Source organism: Streptomyces sp. NPDC031497 (genome assembly GCF_055580905.1).
The window spans coordinates 71,514-92,882 of record NZ_JBVIKO010000011.1 but is presented as its reverse complement, the minus strand read 5'-3'; the positions used below and the strand labels follow the sequence as shown (position 1 = coordinate 92,882).

Annotated in this window: 21 protein-coding genes and 5 pseudogenes; 15 read left to right on the top strand and 11 right to left on the bottom strand. The window is 70.6% G+C overall.

Going from position 1 to position 21,369, the window contains the following annotated elements:
• Positions 1–105: 105 nt before the first annotated feature.
• Positions 106–687 (bottom strand): TetR/AcrR family transcriptional regulator, encoded by a 582-nt coding sequence (locus ACZ5K7_RS23675; protein ID WP_351699639.1) that lies wholly within the window; start codon positions 685–687, stop codon positions 106–108.
• Positions 688–814: 127 nt separating this feature from the next.
• On the opposite strand from ACZ5K7_RS23675, the gene ACZ5K7_RS23670 reads away from it, so the two are divergent.
• A complete protein-coding gene (locus ACZ5K7_RS23670) occupies positions 815–1,654 on the top strand; it encodes an alpha/beta fold hydrolase (RefSeq protein WP_468915826.1) in 840 nt (279 codons plus the stop codon).
• A gap of 198 nt (positions 1,655–1,852) precedes the next feature.
• Here ACZ5K7_RS23670 and ACZ5K7_RS23665 read toward each other — a convergent pair whose 3' ends face one another.
• The 3 genes from ACZ5K7_RS23665 to ACZ5K7_RS23655 all read right to left on the bottom strand — a co-directional run bounded on the left by ACZ5K7_RS23665 (position 1,853) and on the right by ACZ5K7_RS23655 (position 4,628).
• Positions 1,853–2,458: a zinc-binding dehydrogenase gene (locus ACZ5K7_RS23665; RefSeq protein ID WP_468915824.1), complete on the bottom strand. Its 606-nt coding sequence runs from the start codon at positions 2,456–2,458 to the stop codon at positions 1,853–1,855.
• A gap of 51 nt (positions 2,459–2,509) precedes the next feature.
• Positions 2,510–3,475 carry an alpha/beta fold hydrolase gene (locus ACZ5K7_RS23660; protein ID WP_468915821.1) on the bottom strand — a complete coding sequence of 322 codons (966 nt, stop codon included), beginning with the start codon at positions 3,473–3,475 and terminating at the stop codon, positions 2,510–2,512.
• A gap of 202 nt (positions 3,476–3,677) precedes the next feature.
• The gene (locus tag ACZ5K7_RS23655) at positions 3,678–4,628 is read right to left on the bottom strand and encodes a LysR family transcriptional regulator (RefSeq protein WP_468915819.1); all 951 of its coding nucleotides are present in this window, start codon (positions 4,626–4,628) and stop codon (positions 3,678–3,680) included.
• A 119-nt stretch (positions 4,629–4,747) separates the two neighbouring features.
• Here ACZ5K7_RS23655 and ACZ5K7_RS23650 point away from each other — a divergent pair, with 119 nt between their 5' ends.
• On the top strand, positions 4,748–6,232 hold the full coding sequence (locus tag ACZ5K7_RS23650) for an MFS transporter (protein WP_468915816.1): 1,485 nt from the start codon (positions 4,748–4,750) through the stop codon (positions 6,230–6,232).
• Positions 6,233–6,631: 399 nt separating this feature from the next.
• On the opposite strand, the gene ACZ5K7_RS23645 is transcribed toward ACZ5K7_RS23650, so the two are convergent.
• The gene (locus ACZ5K7_RS23645; RefSeq protein ID WP_468916107.1) at positions 6,632–6,931 is read right to left on the bottom strand and encodes an oleate hydratase; all 300 of its coding nucleotides are present in this window, start codon (positions 6,929–6,931) and stop codon (positions 6,632–6,634) included.
• A 102-nt stretch (positions 6,932–7,033) separates the two neighbouring features.
• Between ACZ5K7_RS23645 and ACZ5K7_RS23640 the strand changes: the two genes are divergently transcribed.
• Positions 7,034–7,477, top strand: coding sequence for a universal stress protein (locus ACZ5K7_RS23640; RefSeq protein ID WP_351699625.1), 444 nt, complete (start codon positions 7,034–7,036; stop codon positions 7,475–7,477).
• 93 nt (positions 7,478–7,570) lie between these two features.
• Here ACZ5K7_RS23640 and ACZ5K7_RS23635 read toward each other — a convergent pair whose 3' ends face one another.
• From ACZ5K7_RS23635 to ACZ5K7_RS23625, 3 genes and pseudogenes are all read right to left on the bottom strand, one after another.
• Entirely contained in the window at positions 7,571–8,272 is a 702-nt protein-coding gene (locus ACZ5K7_RS23635; RefSeq protein WP_468915812.1) for a response regulator, read from the bottom strand.
• 175 nt (positions 8,273–8,447) lie between these two features.
• Positions 8,448–8,657, bottom strand: a pseudogene (locus ACZ5K7_RS23630) (CBS domain-containing protein); the annotation flags it as partial.
• 15 nt (positions 8,658–8,672) lie between these two features.
• Entirely contained in the window at positions 8,673–9,137 is a 465-nt protein-coding gene (locus ACZ5K7_RS23625; RefSeq protein WP_351699621.1) for a Crp/Fnr family transcriptional regulator, read from the bottom strand.
• Positions 9,138–9,336: 199 nt separating this feature from the next.
• Between ACZ5K7_RS23625 and ACZ5K7_RS23620 the strand changes: the two are divergent.
• From ACZ5K7_RS23620 to ACZ5K7_RS23610, 3 pseudogenes are all read left to right on the top strand, one after another.
• Positions 9,337–9,664, top strand: a pseudogene (locus ACZ5K7_RS23620) (ornithine carbamoyltransferase); the annotation flags it as partial.
• Between the two features lie 3 nt (positions 9,665–9,667).
• A pseudogene (locus ACZ5K7_RS23615) lies at positions 9,668–9,823 on the top strand (amino acid kinase family protein); the annotation flags it as partial.
• A pseudogene (locus ACZ5K7_RS23610) lies at positions 9,818–10,197 on the top strand (pyruvate formate-lyase-activating protein); the annotation flags it as partial. The pseudogenes ACZ5K7_RS23615 and ACZ5K7_RS23610, both read left to right, overlap by 6 nt.
• A 272-nt stretch (positions 10,198–10,469) precedes the next feature.
• Here the strand turns inward: ACZ5K7_RS23610 and ACZ5K7_RS23605 are convergent.
• Positions 10,470–12,194, bottom strand: coding sequence for a SulP family inorganic anion transporter (locus ACZ5K7_RS23605; protein ID WP_468915809.1), 1,725 nt, complete (start codon positions 12,192–12,194; stop codon positions 10,470–10,472).
• 216 nt (positions 12,195–12,410) lie between these two features.
• Between ACZ5K7_RS23605 and ACZ5K7_RS23600 the strand changes: the two genes are divergently transcribed.
• From ACZ5K7_RS23600 to ACZ5K7_RS23590, 3 genes are all read left to right on the top strand, one after another.
• A complete protein-coding gene (locus ACZ5K7_RS23600) occupies positions 12,411–13,040 on the top strand; it encodes a hypothetical protein (RefSeq protein WP_468915806.1) in 630 nt (209 codons plus the stop codon).
• A gap of 175 nt (positions 13,041–13,215) precedes the next feature.
• Complete coding sequence (locus ACZ5K7_RS23595) at positions 13,216–14,160, top strand: universal stress protein (RefSeq protein ID WP_468915803.1); 945 nt, start codon at positions 13,216–13,218, stop codon at positions 14,158–14,160.
• Between the two features lie 24 nt (positions 14,161–14,184).
• Positions 14,185–14,667, top strand: coding sequence for a universal stress protein (locus ACZ5K7_RS23590; RefSeq protein ID WP_450972280.1), 483 nt, complete (start codon positions 14,185–14,187; stop codon positions 14,665–14,667).
• A 17-nt stretch (positions 14,668–14,684) separates the two neighbouring features.
• Here ACZ5K7_RS23590 and ppk2 read toward each other — a convergent pair whose 3' ends face one another.
• Positions 14,685–15,488 carry a polyphosphate kinase 2 gene (ppk2, locus tag ACZ5K7_RS23585; RefSeq protein ID WP_351699605.1) on the bottom strand — a complete coding sequence of 268 codons (804 nt, stop codon included), beginning with the start codon at positions 15,486–15,488 and terminating at the stop codon, positions 14,685–14,687.
• Positions 15,489–15,529: 41 nt separating this feature from the next.
• Here ppk2 and ACZ5K7_RS23580 point away from each other — a divergent pair, with 41 nt between their 5' ends.
• The 3 genes from ACZ5K7_RS23580 to ACZ5K7_RS23570 are packed head-to-tail and all read left to right on the top strand — an operon-like array spanning position 15,530 to position 18,597.
• Positions 15,530–17,914 carry a phosphoketolase family protein gene (locus ACZ5K7_RS23580; protein ID WP_468915800.1) on the top strand — a complete coding sequence of 795 codons (2,385 nt, stop codon included), beginning with the start codon at positions 15,530–15,532 and terminating at the stop codon, positions 17,912–17,914.
• A gap of 12 nt (positions 17,915–17,926) precedes the next feature.
• Positions 17,927–18,088, top strand: coding sequence for a hypothetical protein (locus tag ACZ5K7_RS23575; RefSeq protein ID WP_351699601.1), 162 nt, complete (start codon positions 17,927–17,929; stop codon positions 18,086–18,088).
• Between the two features lie 14 nt (positions 18,089–18,102).
• Positions 18,103–18,597, top strand: coding sequence for a flavodoxin domain-containing protein (locus ACZ5K7_RS23570; RefSeq protein WP_351699599.1), 495 nt, complete (start codon positions 18,103–18,105; stop codon positions 18,595–18,597).
• A 150-nt stretch (positions 18,598–18,747) separates the two neighbouring features.
• Here the strand turns inward: ACZ5K7_RS23570 and ACZ5K7_RS23565 are convergent, their stop codons facing one another.
• Positions 18,748–19,140 (bottom strand): STAS domain-containing protein, encoded by a 393-nt coding sequence (locus tag ACZ5K7_RS23565; protein ID WP_450972282.1) that lies wholly within the window; start codon positions 19,138–19,140, stop codon positions 18,748–18,750.
• A gap of 275 nt (positions 19,141–19,415) precedes the next feature.
• Between ACZ5K7_RS23565 and ACZ5K7_RS23560 the strand changes: the two genes are divergently transcribed.
• The 3 genes and pseudogenes from ACZ5K7_RS23560 (at position 19,416) to ACZ5K7_RS23550 (ending at position 21,263) form a co-directional block, all read left to right on the top strand.
• Entirely contained in the window at positions 19,416–20,483 is a 1,068-nt protein-coding gene (locus ACZ5K7_RS23560; protein ID WP_468915795.1) for a zinc-dependent alcohol dehydrogenase family protein, read from the top strand.
• 79 nt (positions 20,484–20,562) lie between these two features.
• Positions 20,563–20,754, top strand: a pseudogene (locus ACZ5K7_RS23555) (pyridoxamine 5'-phosphate oxidase family protein); the annotation flags it as partial.
• Positions 20,755–20,822: 68 nt separating this feature from the next.
• Positions 20,823–21,263 carry a pyridoxamine 5'-phosphate oxidase family protein gene (locus ACZ5K7_RS23550; RefSeq protein WP_351699593.1) on the top strand — a complete coding sequence of 147 codons (441 nt, stop codon included), beginning with the start codon at positions 20,823–20,825 and terminating at the stop codon, positions 21,261–21,263.
• Positions 21,264–21,369 lie beyond the last annotated feature (106 nt).

Below are 21,369 nucleotides of genomic sequence, written 5' to 3'. Positions count from 1 at the left end.
ATGCCCGGACCGCCGGAGTGCGCCACGCATACGGGTCCGCACCAGAGCTCCTCCCGCCCCGGAGGGGGACGATATGCGGGCCTTCCTGACAAAACAGCCTATATTTCAGGGCTCGTCGGTGATTGATCGCATAGCCGAGGCGAGGACGGCGTCGAGTACGGCTTGGGCGTGGTCGCCGGAGGGGAGGGCCCGTGCGAGGGTGACCGCGCCCACGATCGAGGCGAGCAGGGTCCAGGCCTGCTGCTCCCGTTCCTCCTGTGTGCCGTGCATGGCGGGGGCCAGGAGGGCGATCACCTCGACCATCCGGCGCCGGTAGGCCTCGCGGACCGGGTCGCCCGCTCGTGCCACGTCGGTACTCAGCGACGGCATCACACAGCCGTGTCCGGGGTCCTCGCGGTGCAGGTCGCTGAGGTAGAGGCGGAGTATCTCGCCGAGCATGCGTCGTCGCTCGGCCGGCTCCTGGTCGGCGAGGCCGGCGAATTCGATGCCGAGTTGCGCGGCCACCACCTCTTCGAGGACCGCTTCCTTGTTGGCGAAATTGGAGTAGAGGGCTCCTGAGGTGACCTGGGCCGAGGCGGCAAGTGCGTCCACGCCGACGGCGTGGAAACCGCTCTCCTTGAGTGTGCGGCCCGCTTCGCGCACGATCGCGGCTTTGGCCTGGGCTTTGTGCTCCTTGGAGTACCTCACCCTGGTCCCCTCCTTCGGCGTCTCCGGCTCTCTCCGACAACTTAGGGTAGCGCTCGTTATATAACGAGCGTTACGCTATGAGGGTCAGGCGCCGTCACCGGCACGAAGCGACAGAAAGAGCACAGTCATGCCTGTAACCAGCAAGGACGCCGTCACCAAGACCGTGGACGTGGGCGGGACCCCCTTCGCCTACCGCGAGCTGGGTCCGACCACGGGCGTTCCGGTGGTGTTCCTGCACCACTTCACCGCGGTCCTGGACGACTGGGACCCCGCGGTGGTCGACGGGATCGCGGTCGAGCGGCGCGTCATCCTGGTCGACCTGCGCGGCGTCGGCGGCTCCGGCGGCACCACCCCCGACAGCATCGAGGCCATGGCCGACGATGCGGTGGCCTTCATCGAAGCGCTCGGGCTGGGCACGGTCGACCTGCTGGGCTTCTCCCTCGGCGGAGCGGTCGCCCAGGTCATCGTCCAGCAGCGACCCGACCTGGTCCGCCGCGTGGTCCTGGCCGGCACCACACCCGCCGGCGACCAAGGCCCCGCAGGCACAGGGGCCGTTCTGCAGGCCGCCGTGGACAAGGCGAGCGCCCAGGGAAAGCACCCCAAGCACTTCCTGTTCTTCTCACCGACCGCCGCCAGCCAGGCAGCCGCAGACGGCTTCCTCGCCCGCCTGGACGAACGCTCAGCAGACCGCGACGCACCGGTGTCCAACGAGACGATCGGCGCCCAGCTGACCGCCCTGGCCAAGTGGGAAGAGGGCAGCTCGCCCGCAGCCCTGGCCGCCGTGAACAAGCCCGTCCTGGTCGTCAACGGCGACGACGACACGATGCTGCCCACCATCAGCTCGTTCCGACTTGCCCAGATCCTGCCCGACGTCCAACTGAGCATCTACCCCGATTCGGGACACGGCGCCATCTTCCAGCACCACGAACTGTTCGTCGGGCAAACCCTGGGCTTCCTCCGTAACTGACACCCACCCCTTTATCGCCGCACGATCACCCGGAGAGAAACCGCCCCGACATCCTTCGATTCCGAACCTGTCCGCGTCCCGTCGGACGGGGGGCTGGCACTCCGCGGTGTTTCGCTGTCCGGCCCGGTCAGAGGCATCGTCGGCGGTAGTGGCAGTGCCGGGCGACGGCCTGGCGCCCGCGCCGCCACTGCGGCCCGCTCAGGGTGTGGATGCGAAGCGGTGGGCCGGGCCGGTGCGTGGGGCGAGTCGCCAGGAGCCGGCGGACTTCCGCCACGGGGTCGACCCCCGGCCCGTCCCCGGCGTCGCACCGCTGTCGACAGCCGGGGACGTTGTCGCCGAGCCCCGACGAACACCGTGCTCCGTCACATACCGATGCGCAGGACGATGCGTCCCTTCCCATGCCGTGTCGCGGCCAAGCCGGTGCGCGTCGGCGGCCGCCTCCAGGGGAAGCACCACTCCGACGTGTGGGAGAAGACGGCCGGCGGCAGCGAGTTCGGTCACCGCGTGCAGGTCTGCGGACACCGGACGCGCGAACACCGGGCGGGTACCGGGACCCGCGATGTCGACCGTCGACGCATAACGCGTGGCGTCGTGCCCGGCCGCGGCTGCACGTTCGAGTGTGCCGCGGCCGATGGTGTCGAAGACCGCGTCGACGCCGTCCGGGACCAGTGCCCGGACCCACTCGGTGACCTGGTCGTCGTCGCCGACCGGCGTCGCGCCGAGGCCGCGCAGGTAATCGTCGCGCCGGGTTGCGTCGGCGCCCAGCACGGTTGCGCCACGGGCCACCGCGATCTGGACTGCCATCGAGCCCACGCCGCCGGCGGCGCCGTACACCAGAAAGGCGCTTGCCGAACCTCAGCCGCCTGCGAAGAAGTCGAGGTAGGCCTGGGCCAGGACCGTCGGGTTCTCCAGCGCGATGTTGTGACCGGAGGCGGGGATGACGACGCCGCGGACGTCGCGGGCCACTTGCGCGAGCTGCCTGGATACCTCGTCCCCGAGATAGGCCTCTGCGCCGACGGCCAGGACCGGGCAGCCGATCGGGTCGGCGTAATGCGGGCGGTTCTGTTCGGCGTCGGTCTGGCGGGCGCGGTACATCTCCAGGATGGCCCTGGTGCCGCCCGGCTGCTCGGCCGAGTGCACGATGTCGTCGATGTCCTCCTCGGTCAGCGCGCTGGGGTCCCACATCTGGCGTCTGGCGTAGTACGTCCAGAAGGGCCGTTCCCGTCCGGCCAGCAGCAGTTCGGGCAGGTGCGGCAGGCTGAAGAAGCTGAAGTGCCATCCGGTGCGGCCGTCGTCGGCGGCGAGTGAGGGGTCTTGCTCGCCGCCCGGCAGTCCAGGGCCGGCCGGCAATCCCGGCAGAAGCGTTTCCTGGAAGACCAGTTGCCGCACCCGGGGCCGGTGGAAGGCGGCGACGGCGTAGGCGATGGCCGCGCCCCAGTCCTCGCCGGCGACGCGGAACCGGTCGAAGCCCAGGTAGGTGGCGAGTTCGGCGACGTCGCCGGCCATCGTGGCGGTGTCGTAGCCGGTCAGGGGGCGCTGGGAGCCGCCGAAGCCCCGGTTGTCGACCGCGATGACGGTGTAGTGCGGGGTCAGCAGCGGCACGACGTGGCGCCAGTACGACATGGTCTTCGGTACGCCGTGCAGCAGGAACACCGGCTCGCCGGCGCCGCCGATCGCGTAGTGGATCTCCACCCCGTTGACCTTGGGCTTGCCGTGTGTGAGCCGGACTCCGGCGTGGTCGGTGAGGTTCATCTCGGCGAACTCCTTCTTCGCTTCGGCCGTGCAGGCGCCGACCGAGTGGCGGACCTTCCGGGGCGGCATCTCTGTTCTGCCGTTGGCCCGGCGTCCACGGTCGGCATGGCAGTTTCGCCCGGTACAACCGCGCCTCCGTTGCCGCCGATGTCGCCTGCGTCGCACCTGTCTCAGATGGAGTCCATCTGACGATCAGATGGTCGCGGCGTGAGCGCACCGGCAGCCGCGCCACTTCCGAGTCGACAGGGCTGCGTTGGCCAGAGGCGCCGGGTCAGCTGCCCGCGGGGTGGATACGCAGCAGCTGATCGGCGAACCGCCGTGCTGCCGGGCTGGTCTCGCCCGCCGAGGGCAGCATCAGGTAGATGTGCCTTTCCAGACGCACGCCCTCGACCGCGATGAGCCGCAGAACGCTGTCCGGTGCGGTCAGCACCGGGTACCGCAGGCCGACGGGAGCGAAGCCGATACCGACGCCTGCGCTGACCAGCTCGAGGAACAGTTCCCAGTCGCCGACCTCACAGACGACGCGGCGCTGTATTCCTTCGCCGGCGAACGCGGCGTCACTCAACAGGCGGGCCGTCCACCCGGGGGGTACCTCGACGAACCGCTCGTCGGCGAGTTGTCCGATGTCGACCTCGGCCCGCTCCGCCAGGCGGTGATCAGAACGGCAGACGAGGTGCAGCGGCTCTCGCGCCAGGCGAGTCATCCGGATGCCCGGGACCTGGCTGACCGCGGGTCCGATCACGCAATCCAGTTCTCCCGTCTCGAGCATCGAGATCATCGTCAGCGCGGGCGCGTACCGCAGGCGCAGGTCGATGCCGGGATGATCGCGAGTGAACTCGCCGAGGTAGGAAGCGAACGGCACCAGATGCTGAGCGGAGAGCGAGACGCCGAGACGCAGTGTGCCGATGAGCACGTCGCGGGTGTGGTGTACGGCCTCTTCCGCCTGCGCGGCGCTGGCCACGGTCCGGCGAGCCGGGCCCACCAAGGCCTCGCCGGCCGCGGTGAGCCGGACGGGCCTGGTTCCGCGGATGTAGAGGGGCGTACAGAGTTCGCGTTCGAGGGCCTGGAGCGAGTTCGACAGGCCTGACTGCACGATGAGTTCGCGCTTGGCGGCGCGAGTGACGCTGCGTTCCTCGACCAACGCCAGGAAGTGACGTAGCTGTCTGAGTTCCATCGGCCACCACCTCTGGGCCTGAATTGCAGCACATCTGGACAGTTCCATCTGCCAGGCAGATGCAGTGTATCTCTGCGCGCTGCCGCCGGACCGCCATCGAAGTTCCGACGGGCGTGGTTGACGCCGACGAACCGGTAAGGAACACCGTCAGGACAGGGGATTCGCCCATGGCAGACCACTCGACGAACGACGCCACGCCTCGGCACGCTGCGGGCGGCCCGCAGCGGGCCGCGTTTGTCATCTCGCTGATCTGCGCCGCCCAGTTCGTGCTGCAACTGGACTTCAGCATCGTGAACGTGGCGCTGCCGTCGATCCAGCGGGAGCTGGGCATGCCCGCGGCGGAGTTGCAGTGGATCGTCACCGGGTACGCGCTGGGGTTCGGGTCGCTGCTGCTGGCGGGCGGCCGCCTGGCGGACCTGCTCGGCCGGCGGCAGGTGCTGGCCGTCGGCCTGGTCCTGTTCGGGATCGCGTCGCTGGCCTGCGGGCTCGCGCAGTGGCCGATCATGCTGATCACCGCCCGGATCGTGCAGGGCGTGGCCGGGGCGATGGTCTCCCCGGCCGCGCTGTCGCTGCTGACGACGACCAACGCGGAAGGGGCCGCGCGCAACCGGGCGCTGGCGATCTGGCAGGCCACCACCGCGGCGGGCGCGACCGCCGGGATCGTGGCCGGCGGGCTGCTCACCCAGTACTTCGGCTGGCGGGCGGTGTTCCTGATCAACCCGCCGGTCATCGCCCTCATGCTCGCGCTGGTCCCGCGGCTGCCGGCCGGGAAGCGGTCCGGCAGCGGCGGGAGCGTCGACGTGCGCGGGGCGCTGCTGGTGACCACCGGCATCGCGGCGCTGATCTTCGGGCTCAGCAGCGGGCAGCAGCACGGCTTCACCGCGCCCGCCACCCTCGTCGCTCTCGCCCTGGCAGTGCTTCTGGCCACGGGCTTCGTGTTCGCCGAAAAGCGGTCGGCGGCCCCGATGCTGCCCCTGCCGATCCTGGCGGAGCCGGTCCGGCGGGCCGCGATCGCGGCCATGCTGCTGATCGGCGCCATCCTGGCCGGCTACGTCTACTTCGCGTCGCTCTACCTTCAGAAGGTGCTGGGGTTCAGCCCGGTGGAGACCGGCCTGGGGCTGGTCCCGTCGACCGCCACCGTCGTGCTCGTCTCCACCCTCGGCACCCGCCGGCTGCTGGCCCGGTTCCGTATCAAGGCCGTCCTGCTTGCCGGGCTGGTCTGCATGGGCGCCGGGCAGCTGTGGCTTGCCCAGATCACCGCCGGGGCCGGCTACCCCGCGGCGGTGCTGCCCGGCCTGGTGCTGACGGCGGCCGGGGTCGGGCTCGCCCTGCCGACCGCGTCGATCGCGATCACCAGCGGAGTCCGGGCCGGTGACCAGGGACTGGCCGGGGCTCTGTTCACCACCAGCCAGCAGACCGGCGCCGCGGTCGGGCTCGCGATCCTCGCCACCGCCGCCGCGGCCACCTCCGGCCACAGCGGCTCTCTGGTGGACGGCTACCGCCTGTCGTTCCTCATCGCGACCGGTCTCGCGGTCCTCGCCGCGATCATCGTCGCGCTCCAGCTCAACTCGAAATCCCACCGCGTTGAACCCGAACACCAGCAGGCGGGCACCGACGGACCAATCGGCCGGCGTCGGGTCCGCCATAGGTAGTCCGATCGATCTTGCGCACCCCAGGTACCGCACATGGGTCCGTACTCTGGTGACTGACTTGGCGGCCCAGGCAGGTGTATCCGATCCAGAGAAAGTCGGACGCGAAATACACCTTCTTCATGACGCTGCGAACGTGGCCTTCCATGCGGACCGGGATCCATCCGCCGCCTTCATGGCCCGAGCTGCGACCATGGCCGTGCTGGACCACGGGAAGCAGTCGGCCGACAACTGAAACCGAGGCAGTCGACGACCACATGCTGGTGGAGAGTCATGGCCTGTTTTCCCTTTCGTTTCCGGCTGCTTGTGGGTGCGCCTCAGGCAGAGGCCGGTCACACTCGCCGAACTCTCGAACGGCCCTTGCGGGAAGGGCCGTTCGGTTCGACTCGCTCGCCGCACCGGCTAGCGGTGGTGCATGGTCTCCAGTGCGGCCGCCAGGACGTGGGGATCGTGGTGGCCCTTGTAGACGGCCGGCGGTTCCTTGTCGAGGTGGAGCAGTTGGGACACCGCCGTCCACGCCGTGCGTACGGAGTACTCGACCGTGAAGACGACGTCGTCCGGTACCTCGGCGAACTGGCCGATGAAAGCGAGGTTGACCGAGCCCGGGTTCCGCCGGTCGGGCTGGTGGCTCCCTCCCCGACCGGATCGCACAGCCGTCCGGCGGGGTGAACCGACGGAGGTCCAGGAGAGCGTCCCCGTCATGCCCTCGGAGGCGCATCTCTGGCGGTACGGCGGAGCCTCACGCAGCGTGGTGACGAGAGACGGCTGGTCGACGGCGTCCGGTCCACAGGAGAGGTGGGACACATGGGCAGCGAAGTCGCCGCACCGAAGGTAGTGGTCGGTGTCGACGGATCCTCGTCCTCGTACGGGGCCCTGCGGTGGGCAGTGCGCTACGCCGGTCTCGTCGGCGGCACCGTGGAGGCGGTCGCCGTGTGGGAGCTGCCGGGTCTGTCAGGCTGGTCGGGGCCCGCGGTGGACATGGACATCGACGAGGAGGAGGCCCGGGAGCGGATGCGGCGGGAGCTGACCGCCGTGCTCGGCGCGGACGGAGCCGGGGCCTTGACGACACACCTGGTGCACGGCAACCCGACCGACGTGCTGTTGCGGGCCGCTGAGGGAGCTGAGGCCCTGGTCGTCGGCAGCCGGGGCAGAGGCGGGTTCGCGCGTGCGCTGCTCGGGTCGGTCAGCATGCACGTCTCGCAGCACGCGAGCTGTCCGGTGGTGATCGTGCGTTCCGAGGGGCCTTGAGCGCAGACCGGCGAGTGCTGAACCGTGCACGCGGTTCTCGGCGGCACAGCCGGCACTGGCGACCAGGCTGGTGAGAGGGCTTGCCGGCCCGGCTCACCTCGTCGGACGGCCCGCCGACTCCGGTTGCTCCAGGTGCGAGGCGAGTACCGCGGCCTGGACCCGGCGCTGGACGCCCAGCTTGGCGAGCAGGCGGGAGATGTGGTTCTTGACGGTCTTCTCGGAGAGGTAGAGCTTCTTGCCGATCTCGCGGTTGGTGAGGCCGTCGCCGATGAGCGCGAGGATGTCCCGTTCGCGGGGGGACAGGCTCGCCAGCTCGGGGGGCACGGAGGGGGTCTCCGCGGGGTCGGCGCGCAGCGAGCGCATGAGACGGGCCGTGGTCGCGGGGTCCAGCATCGACTGACCGGAGGCGACCGTGCGTACCGCCGAGACCAGGTCCGAGCCCTTGATCTGCTTCAGGACGTAGCCGGACGCTCCCGCCATGATCGCGTCCAGCAGGGCGTCCTCGTCGTCGAACGACGTCAGCATGAGGCAGGCCAGCTCCGGCATCTGGTCGCGCAGCTCCCGGCAGACCGTGATCCCGTCACCGTCGGGCAGCCGGACGTCGAGGACGGCGACGTGCGGGCGCAGGGCGGGACCGCGAGCGAGGGCGTGCTGGACGGTGCCGGCGTCACCGACGACCGAGATGTCGGGCTCCGCGTCGAGCAGATCAGTCAGGCCACGCCGGACGACCTCGTGGTCGTCGAGCAGGAACACACGGATCGGGTCCTGTTCCGTGAAGGTGCGCGGCTCGGCCATATGACGTCCCCTTGTTCCCCTGATGAAGGGCGGACTGCGATCTGCCCACGAGGATCATTGTCCGCCGGGGCAGGTTGTACTAGGGCCGACCGGCCCCACTTGCCTCCCTCGGACGGTCGGCCGTCAGCTCGAATTCCACGTCCCCCCCGGTCGAGCGGAGCCGCGACTGGGGGAGGTCGGGCTCGCCGTCCCGGAACTCCTCCTTGTGCAGAAGATCCGCCTCGGAGACCACGCCGACGACGTGGCCCTCGCCCTCGACGACCGGTAGGGCGCTGACCTGCCAGTCCCGCATCAGCTGCACCAGTTCCTTGGAAGAAGCCTGCCGCCCGTCGCTGACGACGGTCTGCGTCATGACGTCGCTCACGGTGTGCGGCGTGCCATGCATGGCCACTCCCTCGTGTCAGACGCTCGAGCCTGCGCCGTACGGGGCGTACAGGTCCAGCAGCCGGGTCCGTGCCGCGCGCAGGCGGTGGGCGAGTACCTGGCCCACCCACTGACCGACGGCGTTGCCCAGCGCGGGGTCGTCCTGGCACGTGGACCGGACGGCCGTGGCGTCGAACTCGTAGGCCCGTACCGGTGTGGTGGCCTCGCACCCCATGTGCCACACATGGGGTGCGAACAGCCAGGACCAGCCGATCAGTTCGTTGGGCCCGAGGTTCTCGATGACGGCCGCCCGACGGCCGGGCACGTGCATATCGAGTTCGACCCGGCCGGAGCGGATGATCCAGAACCGGTCGGCGCGGCCGCCTTCCTCGAAGAGCCGGGTCCCCTGCGGGATGGAGACCTCGCGGGCGAAGCGCATCAGCCGTTCCCGGTGATCGGTGGGAAGCCCGCGCAGCATGGTGGTGGTCGGAGCGGTGTTCATGGCGTACCTCCCGGGTGCCGGGTACCGACAACTGCCTCCAGCGTGCGGTGGAAGCCCCGGACCTGCCATGGGCCGATCGGGCCCGGCCTTCCGGGACCTTCAGTACGTCCCCGAGACCGTACGGCCGCTCCCCGCACCCCGCACCCCGCTGTGACGCAGAACAATCAGTCCCGCACCGGCTACTCGTCCGCAGCGCCACGGTGCCGGCTTCCTGCCCACCGACGTCTGGGTGTCGATGGGCGAGCCCGCCGACACCTGGCGGGAGCGCATCGAGCTGCTCCTGCCCTACCAGGTCGACGACAAGACGCTGGCCGCCACCGGCAATCCGGACGTGACGTTCATGCACTGCCTGCCGGCCCTGCATGACCGCAGCACACCTGGGCCGGGACCTCTGCGACGCCCACGGCCTGGACGGCCTGGAGGTCACCGACGAGGTCTTCTCGTCCCCGGCGTCGATCGTCTTCGACCAGGCGGAGAACCGGCTGCACACCATCAAGGCCGTGCTCGTCGCCACCCTGGAGGACTGAACCATGCGCATCGTCGTCGCCCTCGGCGGCAACGCCCTGCTGCGCCGGGGCGACCGTCCCGACGCGGCCGTCCAGCAGGAGAACGTCGACCGGGTCGTCACCGCCCTCGCCGCGCTCGCCCACGACCACGACCTGGTCATCACCCACGGCAACGGCCCGCACACCGTCCTCGACACCTCCGGCTTCCTCGGGGCCCGCGCCACCGACGAACTCCTCGCGGACACCGACCTGGTCCTGCTGGACATCAAGTCCTTCGACGTACCCACCTACCGCGCTCTCACCGGCGGCGAACTGGCCCCACTCTCAGCTTCGCCACCCGCCTCGACCGCCTCGGCGTCTCGATGTGGATCCGCTACGTCCTGGTCCCCGGCCGGACCGACACTCCAGAGCCCATCGACGGCCCGGCCCGCTTCGTCGGCGAGCTCCCGGCGGTACAGCGGGTCGACGTCCTGCCCTTCCACAAGCTGGGCGCGGCGAAGTACACGGCACTCGGGATCTCCTTCGCGTCGGCGGACACGCCCGGTCCGTCACGAGTCGAATTGACCTTGGAGCGCACGGGCCGGCGACAGTTCGTCCTGCGGAACACCGGAACGGCCGTGGCCGACGCCGTGACCCTCACGCAGGCCGGAGAGGAGCAGGGCCGAAATCTGCCGGACGGAGTGGTCCTGCACCCTGGTGAAGGCCATCCCTTCTTCATCGTGAGCTCGGCAGGACTGGACATGCCCACGCGCGTCTACGTCCAGTGGGACGGCGGCCAGGCTCCCGTGCCCTTGGGGTCCCTTCCTGGTGAGGTCGGGAAAGTCCGTCAAGCCTTCTCGGGGTGCGCCGCCAGCCACTGCCGGTATGCCGAGACCGCGGTCGGAAGGGTCGGGAAGATGCGGTCCAGGCCGACGGCGTCGGTGAGGCCGTAGGCGTTCAGGCTGTCCAGGAGGTCCTGTTTCACCCGGGCCAGGGCGAACACGACGCCGCGGGTGGTGAGTTCGCGGCGGAGTTCGTCGACCGCGTCGAGGGCGGTGATGTCGACCTCCACGTTGGCCTCGGTGTTGAGCACGAACCAGCGAACGGGTTCGGGCTGTTCGTCGACGGCCGCCAGGGCGCGGCGGTGAAAGTTCTCGGCGTTGGCGAAGAACAGGGGCGAGTCGTAGCGGTAGACCAGGAGACCGGGGATCGTGCGGGCGGAGGGGTGGTCGTCGATGTCGTGCATGCCGGCCACGCCGGGCACCAGGCCCTCGATCGCGTCGTGCGGGCGCGCCACACGCGTGAGCAGTTCGGCCACCGACAGGCCGACAGCGACCAGCACTCCGTAGAGGATGTCCAGGGCGAGGACTCCGGCCAGGCATCCGAGCGCGAGCAGCAGTTCGCGGCGGCGGAAGGAGGCCAGGCGGCGGAAGCCGGCGAGGTCGATCATGCGGATCGCCGCGTAGACGACCAGCGCGCCGAGCACCGCGGCGGGCGTCCGGGTGAGAAGGGGGCTGAGGAACAGCAGTACGGCCAGCACCAGGGCACCGGCGAACAGCGAGTAGGCCTGGCTGCGGGCGCCCGCCGAGGTGGCCAGGGCGGTGCGGCTGGCGCTGCTGCTCACCGGGAAGCCGTGCAGGGCGCTCGCGCCGAGGTTGGCGGTACCCAGGGCCAGGAACTCCTGGTTCGCGTCCAGTCCGGGGCCTTCGTCCGGGCCCCGGCCGACGAAGGCGCGGGCGGTGAGGATGAAGTCCGTGTACGCCACCAGCAGGACGCCGAGCGCCGGCAGGACCAGGTGCGGGATCTCGGTGAGGTCCGGCATGGCGAGGTCGGGCAGCCCTGACGGCACCGTGCCGATGACCTTGATGCCGTAACGGTCGTCAAGGTCGAATGCCACCACGGCCGCCGTGCCCAGAACCACTGCCAGGAGCGGGCCGGGAAGCATCCGGACGTATCGCGTCATGACGAGCAGGAAGGCCAGCGTCACGGCCGAGAAGACGAGGGTGGCCGGATCGATCTCCCCCACGTGTGTCAGGAACGACCAGAGTTGGGGGAAGAACTCGGCTCCCGTGGTGCTCACCCCGGTGAGTTTGGGCAGCTGGTCCACCATCATGATCAGGGCCACGCCGGCCAGGTAGCCGATCAGCACCGGGCGGGAGAGAAGGTCCGCGAGGAAGCCGAGGCGTACCGCCCGCGCGATCAGGCAGAGCAGGCCGACCGTGGCGGCCAGGCCGGCCGCCAGTACGGCGTACCGGCCGGGGTCGCCGGCGGCGAGCGGGGCGACCACGGTGGCCGTCATCAGGGCGGTCGTCGACTCCGGGCCGACCGACAGCAGCCGTGAGGAACCGAACAGGGCGTACAGGGCCAGGGCGGGCAGGATCGCCCAGAGGCCGGCGACCGGAGGCAGCCCTGCGACTCCCGCGTACGCCATGACCTGCGGCACCAGATACGCGGCGACGGTCACACCGGCCAGCAGGTCACCCCGCAGCCAGGCACGCCGGTAGCCGAGCAGCGAGGCGAGTCCGGGCGCCAGCCGGTGCCACCCCGGACGTTCGCCTCTGCCGTCGGTCATACGCCGCCTTTCGCCTGGTGATCCCAGCATCCACCGGACCGCACCGGGCCGCGGCACAAACGCCGTGCACATGCCGAACAGGCCCTGCGGAAAGGGCCGTTCAGCCCAACGGGTGCGGACCTTCGGCATCCGGCGCGGGCGTTCACGCACCACGAGAGTAAAGGGCGTCAGACAGCGAACGGATCGTCCCCCCAGCTCCCTGAAGGGATCACCCCCATGGCCGTGCACGAGCACTCTCACCGTGGCTCCGGCTTCCACCTGCCGTCCTTCCCCCGGCCTCGGACCGCCACCGCCTCCCGCTCCGCGGTGGCGGCGGTGACCGACACGCACACCGCGCGGGCCTACGTCTTCGGGTCCCTGCGGCTGCTCACCGGGTTCGTCTTCCTGTGGGCGTTCCTCGACAAGACCTTCGGCCTCGGTTACGCCACCCCGTCCGGCAGGGGCTGGATCGACGGCGGCTCGCCGACCAAGGGCTTCCTCAGCTCCGTCGCCGCCGGCCCGCTGGAGTCCACCTTCCACTCCTGGGCCGGTGACACCTGGACCGACTGGCTGTTCATGCTCGGCCTCCTCGGCGTCGGCGTGGCCCTGACCGCGGGCGTCGCGCTGCGCCTGGCCGCCGTCGCGGGCACCGCGATGATGGCGCTGATGTGGACGGCCGAGTGGCCGCCCGCCAAGCACCTCTCGGACGGCTCCGTCAGCATGTCCAGCAACCCGTTCGCCGACTACCACCTCGTCTACGCCGTGGTCCTGATCGCCTTGGCCGTCGCGGCCGCCGGCGACACCCTCGGCCTGGGCCGGCTGTGGGCCCGGCTGCCCTTCGTCCGCACCAACGGGTGGCTGCGCTGAAGGCCCGCCGGATGGCGGGACCGCCATCGGTCCCGCCACCCGGAGCCGGGCAGGGGGTCGAACGGGCCCGGTGCGGGACTTGTGGCCCCTGCCCCCGGAACGTCCCGACGACGACTCTGGAACCGGATTCACCGAAGGAACCCGGTGGGATCCCTCACGCCAGGAGGTGCAGATCATGACCCGCACTGTCACCGTAGGACTCGACGGCTCGGCCGAGAGCCGGGCGGCTGCCGAATGGGCAGCCCGCGAGGCGGAACTGCGCGGTCTGCCGCTGAAGCTCGTCCACGTCTGGGAACCGGTACCCGACCCCGTGGCACAGGCCCCGCTGCTCGGCCCCGAGACTCTCCAGCTCTGGACCGAGCGAAGCGAGATGGGGGTACCCCCGGCCGAAGGCTGGGGGAGCATTCCGCGGGAGTCCGCGGAGGGCCTGCGGCTGCGCCACCCGGGCATCAAGGTGATCAGCGAGCAGGTGTCCGGCAACCCTCGCGAAGTCCTCGCCGAGGCGTCGAAGACCGCCTCCCTGCTCGTCCTCGGGTCCCGGGCCCTCGGCGGTGTCGGCGGTTTCCTGGTCGGCTCCGTCGGCCTGAGCGTCGTGGCCCACACCGAGAGCCCCGTGGTGCTGGTGCGGGCCGGGGAGCAGGCCGCCGACGAGCACGAGGCCGACCCGTCGGGCATCCCGTCCGCCGCGACACCCTTCCGGCCCGTCGTCCTCGGCCTCGACATCGACCACCCGGACGAGACACTGATCGAGTTCGCCTTCGACGCCGCCCTACGCCGCGCCACCTCGCTGCGGGTCGTGCACGCCTGGTTCCCGCCCCCGTACTACGCGTACGGGATGCCCGTGAACCCGCCCCTGCACGAAGCACTGGCCCTGGAGCGGTCCCAGGCCCTCGCCGAGGTGCTCAGCCTCTGGCGGCTGAAGTACCCGGATGTCGCGACCACCGAGGAGTCCCGCTACGGCAGTGCCGCCGAGCAGCTCGTCGAGGCGTCGCGAGAGGCCTCGCTGGTCGTCGTCGGCCGGCGGATCCGCCGTGCTGCCCTGGGCGCGCACATCGGCCATGTCACCCACGCCGCCCTGCACCACTCCACCGCCCCCGTCGCCGTCGTAGCCCACGGCTGACCCACCCTGAGGAGAGAGCAGATCATGAAGGCAGCGGTCGTACGAGCCTTCGGCGTGCTCCGTGGCAGCCACGACAACCAGGTTCGTTCCGGGGCCGGTGGCCGGATCGTGCTCGGCGTCGGCGGCAAGGAGGCGGTGCGTTTCGCCGTCCGGGAGGCCGGGCTGCGAGGCGCCGAGGTCGACGCCGTACGGGCCTGGCGGGCTCCGGCACACGAGAGCACCGACCACCCGTTGCTGTCCGGGGAACCCGCCCGACTGCACGAGCAACAGGCCGTGGACACGCTGGCGGAGGCGCTGCGCGACGTACCGGAGCAGGTTCGCGTGCACCGGCAGACCGTCGAGGGCCCCGCCCGCCAGGTACTGCCGGCCGCCTCCCGGACGGCCGACCTGCTGGTGGTGGGGGCCCGGCGCACCACCGGGCACCTCGGGCTCCAGCTCGGCCGGGTGGCCCACGGCGTCCTGCTCCACGCCGCGTGCCCGGTCGCCGTCGTACCCGAGCGGACGTGACCGCGATGACCGGCTGCTCAGAGGCTCGCCGCGTGGTCGGGGACGTAGGTCTGCAGATCCCGCGGCGGGCGCTCGTAGCCGGTCGACGGCGGCCGCTTCGGGAGCTTCAGCACCGGCGGCGGCACGTCGTGGTACGGGACGGTCGACAGCAGGTGGGCGATCATATTCAGCCGCGCCCGGCGCTTGTCGTCGCTCTCCACGACGTACCAGGGCGCCTCGGGGACGTCGGTGTGCACCAGCATCTCGTCCTTGGCCCGGGAGTAGGCCTCCCAGTGGGTGATCGACTCCAGGTCCATCGGCGACAGCTTCCAGCGCCGCAGCGGGTCCTCAAGGCGCTTGCGGAACCGCTCCTGCTGCTCGGTGTCGCTCACCGAGAACCAGTACTTGCGCAGCAGGATCCCCGACTCGACCAGCATCCGCTCGAAGATCGGGCAGTGCCGCAGGAAGAGCTGATACTCCTCCTTCGTACAGAAACCCATCACATGCTCGACGCCGGCCCGGTTGTACCAGGACCGGTCGAACAGCACCATCTCCCCGGCGGCCGGCAGGTGCTCGACGTACCGCTGGAAGTACCACTGCGTGCGCTCGCGCTCGGTGGGCTTGGGGAGCGCCGCGATCCGGGCGATGCGCGGGTTGAGGTTCTCCGTCACCCGTTTGATCGTGCCGCCTTTGCCGGCCGCGTCCCGCCCCTCGAAGATCACTACAAGACGTGCACCCGTGGCCCGCACCCACTCCTGCAGCTTCGCCAACTCGGCCTGCAGACGTCGCAGTTCCGCTTCGTACACCTTGCGCGGCAGCTCCGCCGCCTTCTTGCCGGCCATGCCGCCTCCACCGCCCGATGACTGACTCACGGAGCCATCTCATGTCCAAGGTCGAACACCAGGACGCCACCGTACTTTCCGACGACGAACTGCGCACCCTGGACGCCCACTGGCGTGCCGCCAACTACCTCGCGGCGGGGCAGATCTACCTGATGTCCAACCCGCTGCTCACCGAACCGCTGCGGCCCGAGCACATCAAGCCCCGGCTGCTCGGCCACTGGGGCACCTCCCCGGGCCTGAACCTCGTGTACACCCACCTCAACCGGGTGATCAAGGCCCGTGGACTCGACGCGCTGTGCGTGTGGGGGCCGGGGCACGGGGGTCCGTCCGTGCTGGCCAACTCCTGGCTGGAGGGCAGCTACAGCGAGACCTACCCGGACGTGTCGCGCGACGGGGCGGGGATGGGCCGGCTCTTCAAACAGTTCTCCTTCCCCGGTGGTGTGCCGAGTCATGTGGCCCCGGAGACGCCCGGCTCGATCCACGAGGGCGGCGAGCTCGGCTACTCCCTCGCGCACGCCTACGGCGCCGCCTTCGACAACCCGGATCTGCTGGTCGCCTGCGTGATCGGCGACGGCGAGGCGGAGACCGGGCCGCTGGCCGCCTCCTGGCACTCCGACAAGTTCCTCGACCCGGTCCACGACGGCGCCGTCCTGCCGATCCTGCACCTCAACGGCTACAAGATCGCCAACCCGACCGTGCTGGCCCGCCTCCCCGAGTCCGAACTCGACGCCCTGCTGCGCGGCTACGGCCACGACCCGATCCATGTCACGGGAGACGACCCGCGCGAGGTCCACCGCGCCATGGCCGCTGCGATGGACGACGCCTTGGACCGCATCGCCGTCATGCAGCGCTCGGCACGCGAGGACGGTGTCACCGAGCGGGTGCACTGGCCGATGATCGTGCTGCGCACGCCCAAGGGGTGGACCGGCCCGGCCGAGGTGGACGGCGTGCCCGTCGAGGGCACCTGGCGGGCCCACCAGGTCCCGCTCGCCGGGGTCCGGGAAAACCCCGAGCACCTGCGGCAGCTGGAGACGTGGCTGCGGTCGTACCGGCCCGAGGAACTCTTCGGCCCCGACGGGCGGCCGGCGGCCGACGTACTCGCCTGCGTCCCCGACGGTGCCCGGAGGCTGGGCTCGTCGCCGTACGCCAACGGCGGCCTGCTCGTCCGCGACCTGCCCCTGGCCGACCTCGACGAGTTCGCCGTCCCCGTGGACAAGCCGGGCACCACCCTGCACGAGCCCACCCGGGTCCTCGGCGACCTCCTCGCCCGGGTCATGAAGGACACCCGGCTGCGCCGGGACTTCCGCATCGTCGGCCCCGACGAGACCGCTTCCAACCGGCTCCAGGCCGTCTTCGACGTCAGCGGCAAGGCCTGGCAGGCCGAGCGGCTTCCGGTCGACGAACACCTCGAACACCACGGCCGGGTGATGGAGATCCTCTCCGAACACCTCTGCCAGGGCTGGCTGGAGGGCTATCTGCTGACCGGCCGGCACGGACTGTTCTCCTGCTACGAGGCGTTCGTGCACATCGTCGACTCGATGGTCAACCAGCACATCAAGTGGCTGAAGACGTCCCGGGAGCTGGCCTGGCGCGCGCCCATCGCCTCGCTCAACTACCTGCTCACGTCCCATGTCTGGCGCCAGGACCACAACGGCTTCTCGCACCAGGACCCCGGCTTCGTCGACCACGTCCTGAACAAGAGCCCCGAGGTCGTGCGCGTCTACCTTCCGCCGGACGCCAACACCCTCCTCTCCGTCGCCGACCACGCCCTGCGCAGCCGCGACTACGTGAATGTGATCGTGGCGGGCAAGCAGCCCTGCTTCGACTGGCTGTCCATGGACCAGGCCCGGGTGCACTGCGCGCGCGGCGCCGGTATCTGGGAGTGGGCCGGCACCGAGAACGGCTCCCGCGAGCCCGACGTCGTCCTCGCCTGTGCCGGCGACGTGCCCACCCAGGAGGTCCTCGCCGCCGCACAGCTGCTGCACCGGCACCTGCCGCAGCTGGCGGTGCGGGTGGTGAACGTCGTCGACATGACCCGGCTGCTGCCCAAGGAGGAACACCCGCACGGGATGACCGACTTCGAGTACGACGGCCTGTTCACCACCGACAAGCCGGTGATCTTCGCCTACCACGGCTACCCCTGGCTGATCCACCGCCTCGCCTACCGCCGCACCGGCCACGCCAACCTGCATGTCCGCGGCTACAAGGAGTCCGGTACCACGACCACGCCGTTCGACATGGTCGTCCGCAACGACCTCGACCGCTACCGCCTGGTCATGGACGTCATCGACCGCGTCCCCGGCCTCGCCGTGCGCGCCGCCGCCGTACGCCAGCAGATGGCCGACGTACGAACCCGCCACCAGGCCTGGATCCGCGAGCACGGCACCGACCTGCCCGAGGTCGCCGACTGGACCTGGGCGGGCTGAACACCCACACACATGGAACGCAAGACCGAGACCGAGATCGCCGTCTCCATGACCCGCCAGACGGACGGAGTGGTCGACGTGGTCGACCACCTGACCTACCGCCAGGACCACGACCGCATCCGCGAGGAGCAGGCACTGCACGGCGCGGCCGACAACCGGCTGCGCGGACTCTGAAAGGGGACCGTCCCATGACCGGCACTGTGTTAGTCACCTACGGCACCAAGAACGGCTCGACGGCCCACATCGCCGAATCGATCGCCAACACCCTGCGCGAGAACGGGCTGACCGTCGAGACCATGCGGGCCACGTCCGTGCCCTTCGTGGACCGGTACGACGCGGTCGTGGTCGGCGGCGGACTGTACGCCGGCCGCTGGCACAAGGACGCCCGGACGTTCATCCGCCGCCACCGCCAGGACCTCGCCGAACGACCCGTGTGGTTCTTCAGCAGCGGCCCGCTCGACACCTCCGCCTCCGAGCGGGACATCCCACCCGTGCGTGGGGTGCGCCGCTCGATGCAGTCCCTGCACGCACGGGGCCACGCCACCTTCGGCGGCTGCCTCGACGGCGACGCGGACGGCTGGCCGGCCCGCAGGATCCTGCGCTCGGGGAACGGCGGCGACTTCCGGGACTTCAAGGCCGTGGAGGCGTGGGCGTCCGGGATCGCCGGAGAGCTGAAAGGCTGACAGGGACTCGCCGCGCCTCGGCCTCGACCGAAGCCGCAGACCACGAGTCCATTCCGAACGGGCCTCACCACCCGATCAGGGACCACCTTGGGGCCGCCCGGGACCAACTCCAATGCTGACGGGGGCCGTTCAGCCCATGGCGGGAGAGGGTCAGGCGACCGCGAGGGAGGTTGGTCCCCATAAGTCCTTGCTGCCGAGGGCCTCGCTGAGGCCGGGATACAACTCGAAGGCGCCACTGAGGCCCGTGCAGTGCAGCAGCCGCAGGAAGCCGCCGCCGGGCACGACCAGCCGGAGTCTGCCGATGCGGGACCGGACCCGGTTGTGGGCCCGGCACAGCAGGCTGAGGCCGGTGCAGTCGATGAAGGAGACGGGGCTCAGGTCGAGCACCAGATCGGGCTCCGCGTCGGCCGTCAGGGCGTCCAGGGCCGCGGAAAGGGCCGGAACCGCGAGGAGATCGATTTCGCCGTGCAGGGTGACGATGGTGGTGCCTCCGTCGGTACGCGCCGTGTGGTACGCCACGGACCTGGTGTGGTTGTCGTCCATGGATACACACAAGTGCAGTCGGCGAGCCGTACGGAAGGGCCGTTCGGCCCTCTTGAACCATGGCGGCAGGGTCCGAACGGCACCTGTTCCGGTGCTCCCGCGCGCAGGGCCGTCCGGCGGGGGACGGAGTCCGAACGGCCCAAGCGGACCGGTTCCGGGCAGGACAGGCTGGATCTGCGGGCAATACCGGCAATACCCGGGCGCCCGGCCGGCACCCGCCGCCGACGCTCGCCGACCCCGTGCCCCGCACCGGACCAAGGACGGTGAGTGTTCCCATGAAGGCCTTCGTCTTCCACGGCCCCGGGCAGTCCGCCTGGAAAGAGGTCCCCGATCCCGCGATCAAGGAGCCCACCGACGCCGTCGTGCGCGTGGACGCCGTCACGATCTGCGGGACGGACCTGCACATCCTCAACGGCGACGTCCCCGAGGTGCGGCCCGGCACGATCCTGGGTCACGAGGCCGTCGGCGAGATCGTCGAGGTCGGTGGTGACGTACGGACGGTCCGGCCGGGAGACCGTGTCCTGGTCTCCTGCATCAGCTCCTGCGGGCGCTGCCCCTACTGCCGGGAAGGGATGTACGGCCAGTGCCGGGGCGGCGGAGGCTGGATCCTCGGCCATCTGATCGACGGCACCCAGGCCGAGTACGTGCGCGTCCCCTTCGCCGACCTGTCCGTCCACGCCCTGCCCGCCACCGTCGACAGCAAGGACGCCGTCCTCCTCGCGGACATCTTCCCGACCGCCTACGAGGTGGGCGTCCTCAACGGCCGGGTGCGCCCCGGCGACACCGTCGCCGTCGTCGGCGCCGGCCCCATCGGCCTCGCGGCGATCACCACCGCACGGCTGTTCGCGCCCGAGCGGATCGTCGCCGTGGACCTGGCTCCGGCCCGTCTGGACGCGGCCAGGAGGTTCGGCGCGGACGCCGTCGCCGACGCCCGCGAAGCCCCGGAGCAGCTGATCGCCGACCTCACCGACGGGCTCGGCGCGGACGTCGTCATGGAGGCCGTCGGCGTACCGGAGACCTTCGAACTGTGCACCCGCATGGTCCGGCCCGGCGGACACGTCGCCAACATCGGCGTGCACGGCAAGCCTGCCACCCTGCACCTCGAAGACCTGTGGATCAAGAACGTGACCATCACCACGGGCCTGGTCGACACCCACTCCACCCCCACCCTGCTGCGGATGGCCGCCGCCGGTCGGCTGCCCACCGCACAGCTGGTCACCCACACCTTCCCGCTGGACCACATGGCCGAGGCGTACGACGTCTTCGCCCGGGCCGCCGACACCGGCGCGCTCAAGGCCGTGCTCGGCGGGGAGCAGCACGAGGTCGCCGTCCACGGGACCTGACCCACGAGAGGACGTGACCGCTCATGACCGAACAGGCACGGTCGAACACGGCAGAAGGACCGTCTGGCGGCCCGCCGCGGACCGCATCGACGACGCCTTCAGCCAGGGCTGGAGCGTGCTGGTGCGCGGACCGGCACGCCGCGTGAGCGACACGGAGGAGGTGCGCCGACTCTCCGCGTCGGTCCACAGCACCCCGTGGGCGGGCGGCGACCGTGATCTGTGGGTGCGTATCGAACCGAGCTCCGTGACCGGGCGGCGCATCACGGTCTGACCCGGGCCGCGCCGTGCGACGGAGCAGCCACACACCAACGTGGGACGAAGCGAGAGACGAGACGGCCGATGTATGCCAACGACGGATTCTGTGAACTCGACCGGCGGGAGTGCCTGAGACTGCTCGCCCGGGTGCCGGTCGGCCGGATCGTCCACACCCGGGACGCGCTGCCCGCGGTGCTGCCCGTCAACTTCGCCCTGGACGGTGACGGAGGGGTGTTGCTGCGGACGTCCGCGGCCTCGGAACTTGTCCGCGCCATCGACGGTTCGGTGGTCGCGTTCGAGGCCGACGAAGTCGACGCCACCAGCCACTCCGGCTGGAGCGTCGTCGTGACCGGCACCGCAGCCTTGGTGAGCGACCCGGGCGAGCACGAACGGCTGGTCCGCCACGGCCCGCGTTCCTGGGTTCCGTCCCCCCAGGAGGTCTTCGTGCGCATTGAGCCGGAGCTGGTGACCGGACGTCGGCTGACCGGGGGACGAACGATGTACGGCCTGGACCCTGTCTCCTGAATCCCCGTCTGAATCCCGTCGTCGACGGCACCGGGGGCCGATGGGCCCACCGTGCGCCGCCGAGCAGGCCGGCCATCTCGCGGCCGCCCTCCGCGAGGTCGTACAC

Coding starts and splice junctions, on each gene's coding strand:
- ACZ5K7_RS23670 (WP_468915826.1), top strand. CDS start 815: ATGCCTGTAACCAGCAAGGACGCCGTCACCAAGACCGTGGACGTGGGC.
- ACZ5K7_RS23665 (WP_468915824.1), bottom strand. CDS start 2,458: ATGGCAGTCCAGATCGCGGTGGCCCGTGGCGCAACCGTGCTGGGCGCC.
- ACZ5K7_RS23660 (WP_468915821.1), bottom strand. CDS start 3,475: ATGCCGCCCCGGAAGGTCCGCCACTCGGTCGGCGCCTGCACGGCCGAA.
- ACZ5K7_RS23655 (WP_468915819.1), bottom strand. CDS start 4,628: ATGGAACTGTCCAGATGTGCTGCAATTCAGGCCCAGAGGTGGTGGCCG.
- ACZ5K7_RS23650 (WP_468915816.1), top strand. CDS start 4,748: ATGGCAGACCACTCGACGAACGACGCCACGCCTCGGCACGCTGCGGGC.
- ACZ5K7_RS23645 (WP_468916107.1), bottom strand. CDS start 6,931: ATGACGGGGACGCTCTCCTGGACCTCCGTCGGTTCACCCCGCCGGACG.
- ACZ5K7_RS23640 (WP_351699625.1), top strand. CDS start 7,034: ATGGGCAGCGAAGTCGCCGCACCGAAGGTAGTGGTCGGTGTCGACGGA.
- ACZ5K7_RS23635 (WP_468915812.1), bottom strand. CDS start 8,272: ATGGCCGAGCCGCGCACCTTCACGGAACAGGACCCGATCCGTGTGTTC.
- ACZ5K7_RS23625 (WP_351699621.1), bottom strand. CDS start 9,137: ATGAACACCGCTCCGACCACCACCATGCTGCGCGGGCTTCCCACCGAT.
- ACZ5K7_RS23605 (WP_468915809.1), bottom strand. CDS start 12,194: ATGACCGACGGCAGAGGCGAACGTCCGGGGTGGCACCGGCTGGCGCCC.
- ACZ5K7_RS23600 (WP_468915806.1), top strand. CDS start 12,411: ATGGCCGTGCACGAGCACTCTCACCGTGGCTCCGGCTTCCACCTGCCG.
- ACZ5K7_RS23595 (WP_468915803.1), top strand. CDS start 13,216: ATGACCCGCACTGTCACCGTAGGACTCGACGGCTCGGCCGAGAGCCGG.
- ACZ5K7_RS23590 (WP_450972280.1), top strand. CDS start 14,185: ATGAAGGCAGCGGTCGTACGAGCCTTCGGCGTGCTCCGTGGCAGCCAC.
- ppk2 (WP_351699605.1), bottom strand. CDS start 15,488: ATGGCCGGCAAGAAGGCGGCGGAGCTGCCGCGCAAGGTGTACGAAGCG.
- ACZ5K7_RS23580 (WP_468915800.1), top strand. CDS start 15,530: ATGTCCAAGGTCGAACACCAGGACGCCACCGTACTTTCCGACGACGAA.
- ACZ5K7_RS23575 (WP_351699601.1), top strand. CDS start 17,927: ATGGAACGCAAGACCGAGACCGAGATCGCCGTCTCCATGACCCGCCAG.
- ACZ5K7_RS23570 (WP_351699599.1), top strand. CDS start 18,103: ATGACCGGCACTGTGTTAGTCACCTACGGCACCAAGAACGGCTCGACG.
- ACZ5K7_RS23565 (WP_450972282.1), bottom strand. CDS start 19,140: ATGGACGACAACCACACCAGGTCCGTGGCGTACCACACGGCGCGTACC.
- ACZ5K7_RS23560 (WP_468915795.1), top strand. CDS start 19,416: ATGAAGGCCTTCGTCTTCCACGGCCCCGGGCAGTCCGCCTGGAAAGAG.
- ACZ5K7_RS23550 (WP_351699593.1), top strand. CDS start 20,823: ATGTATGCCAACGACGGATTCTGTGAACTCGACCGGCGGGAGTGCCTG.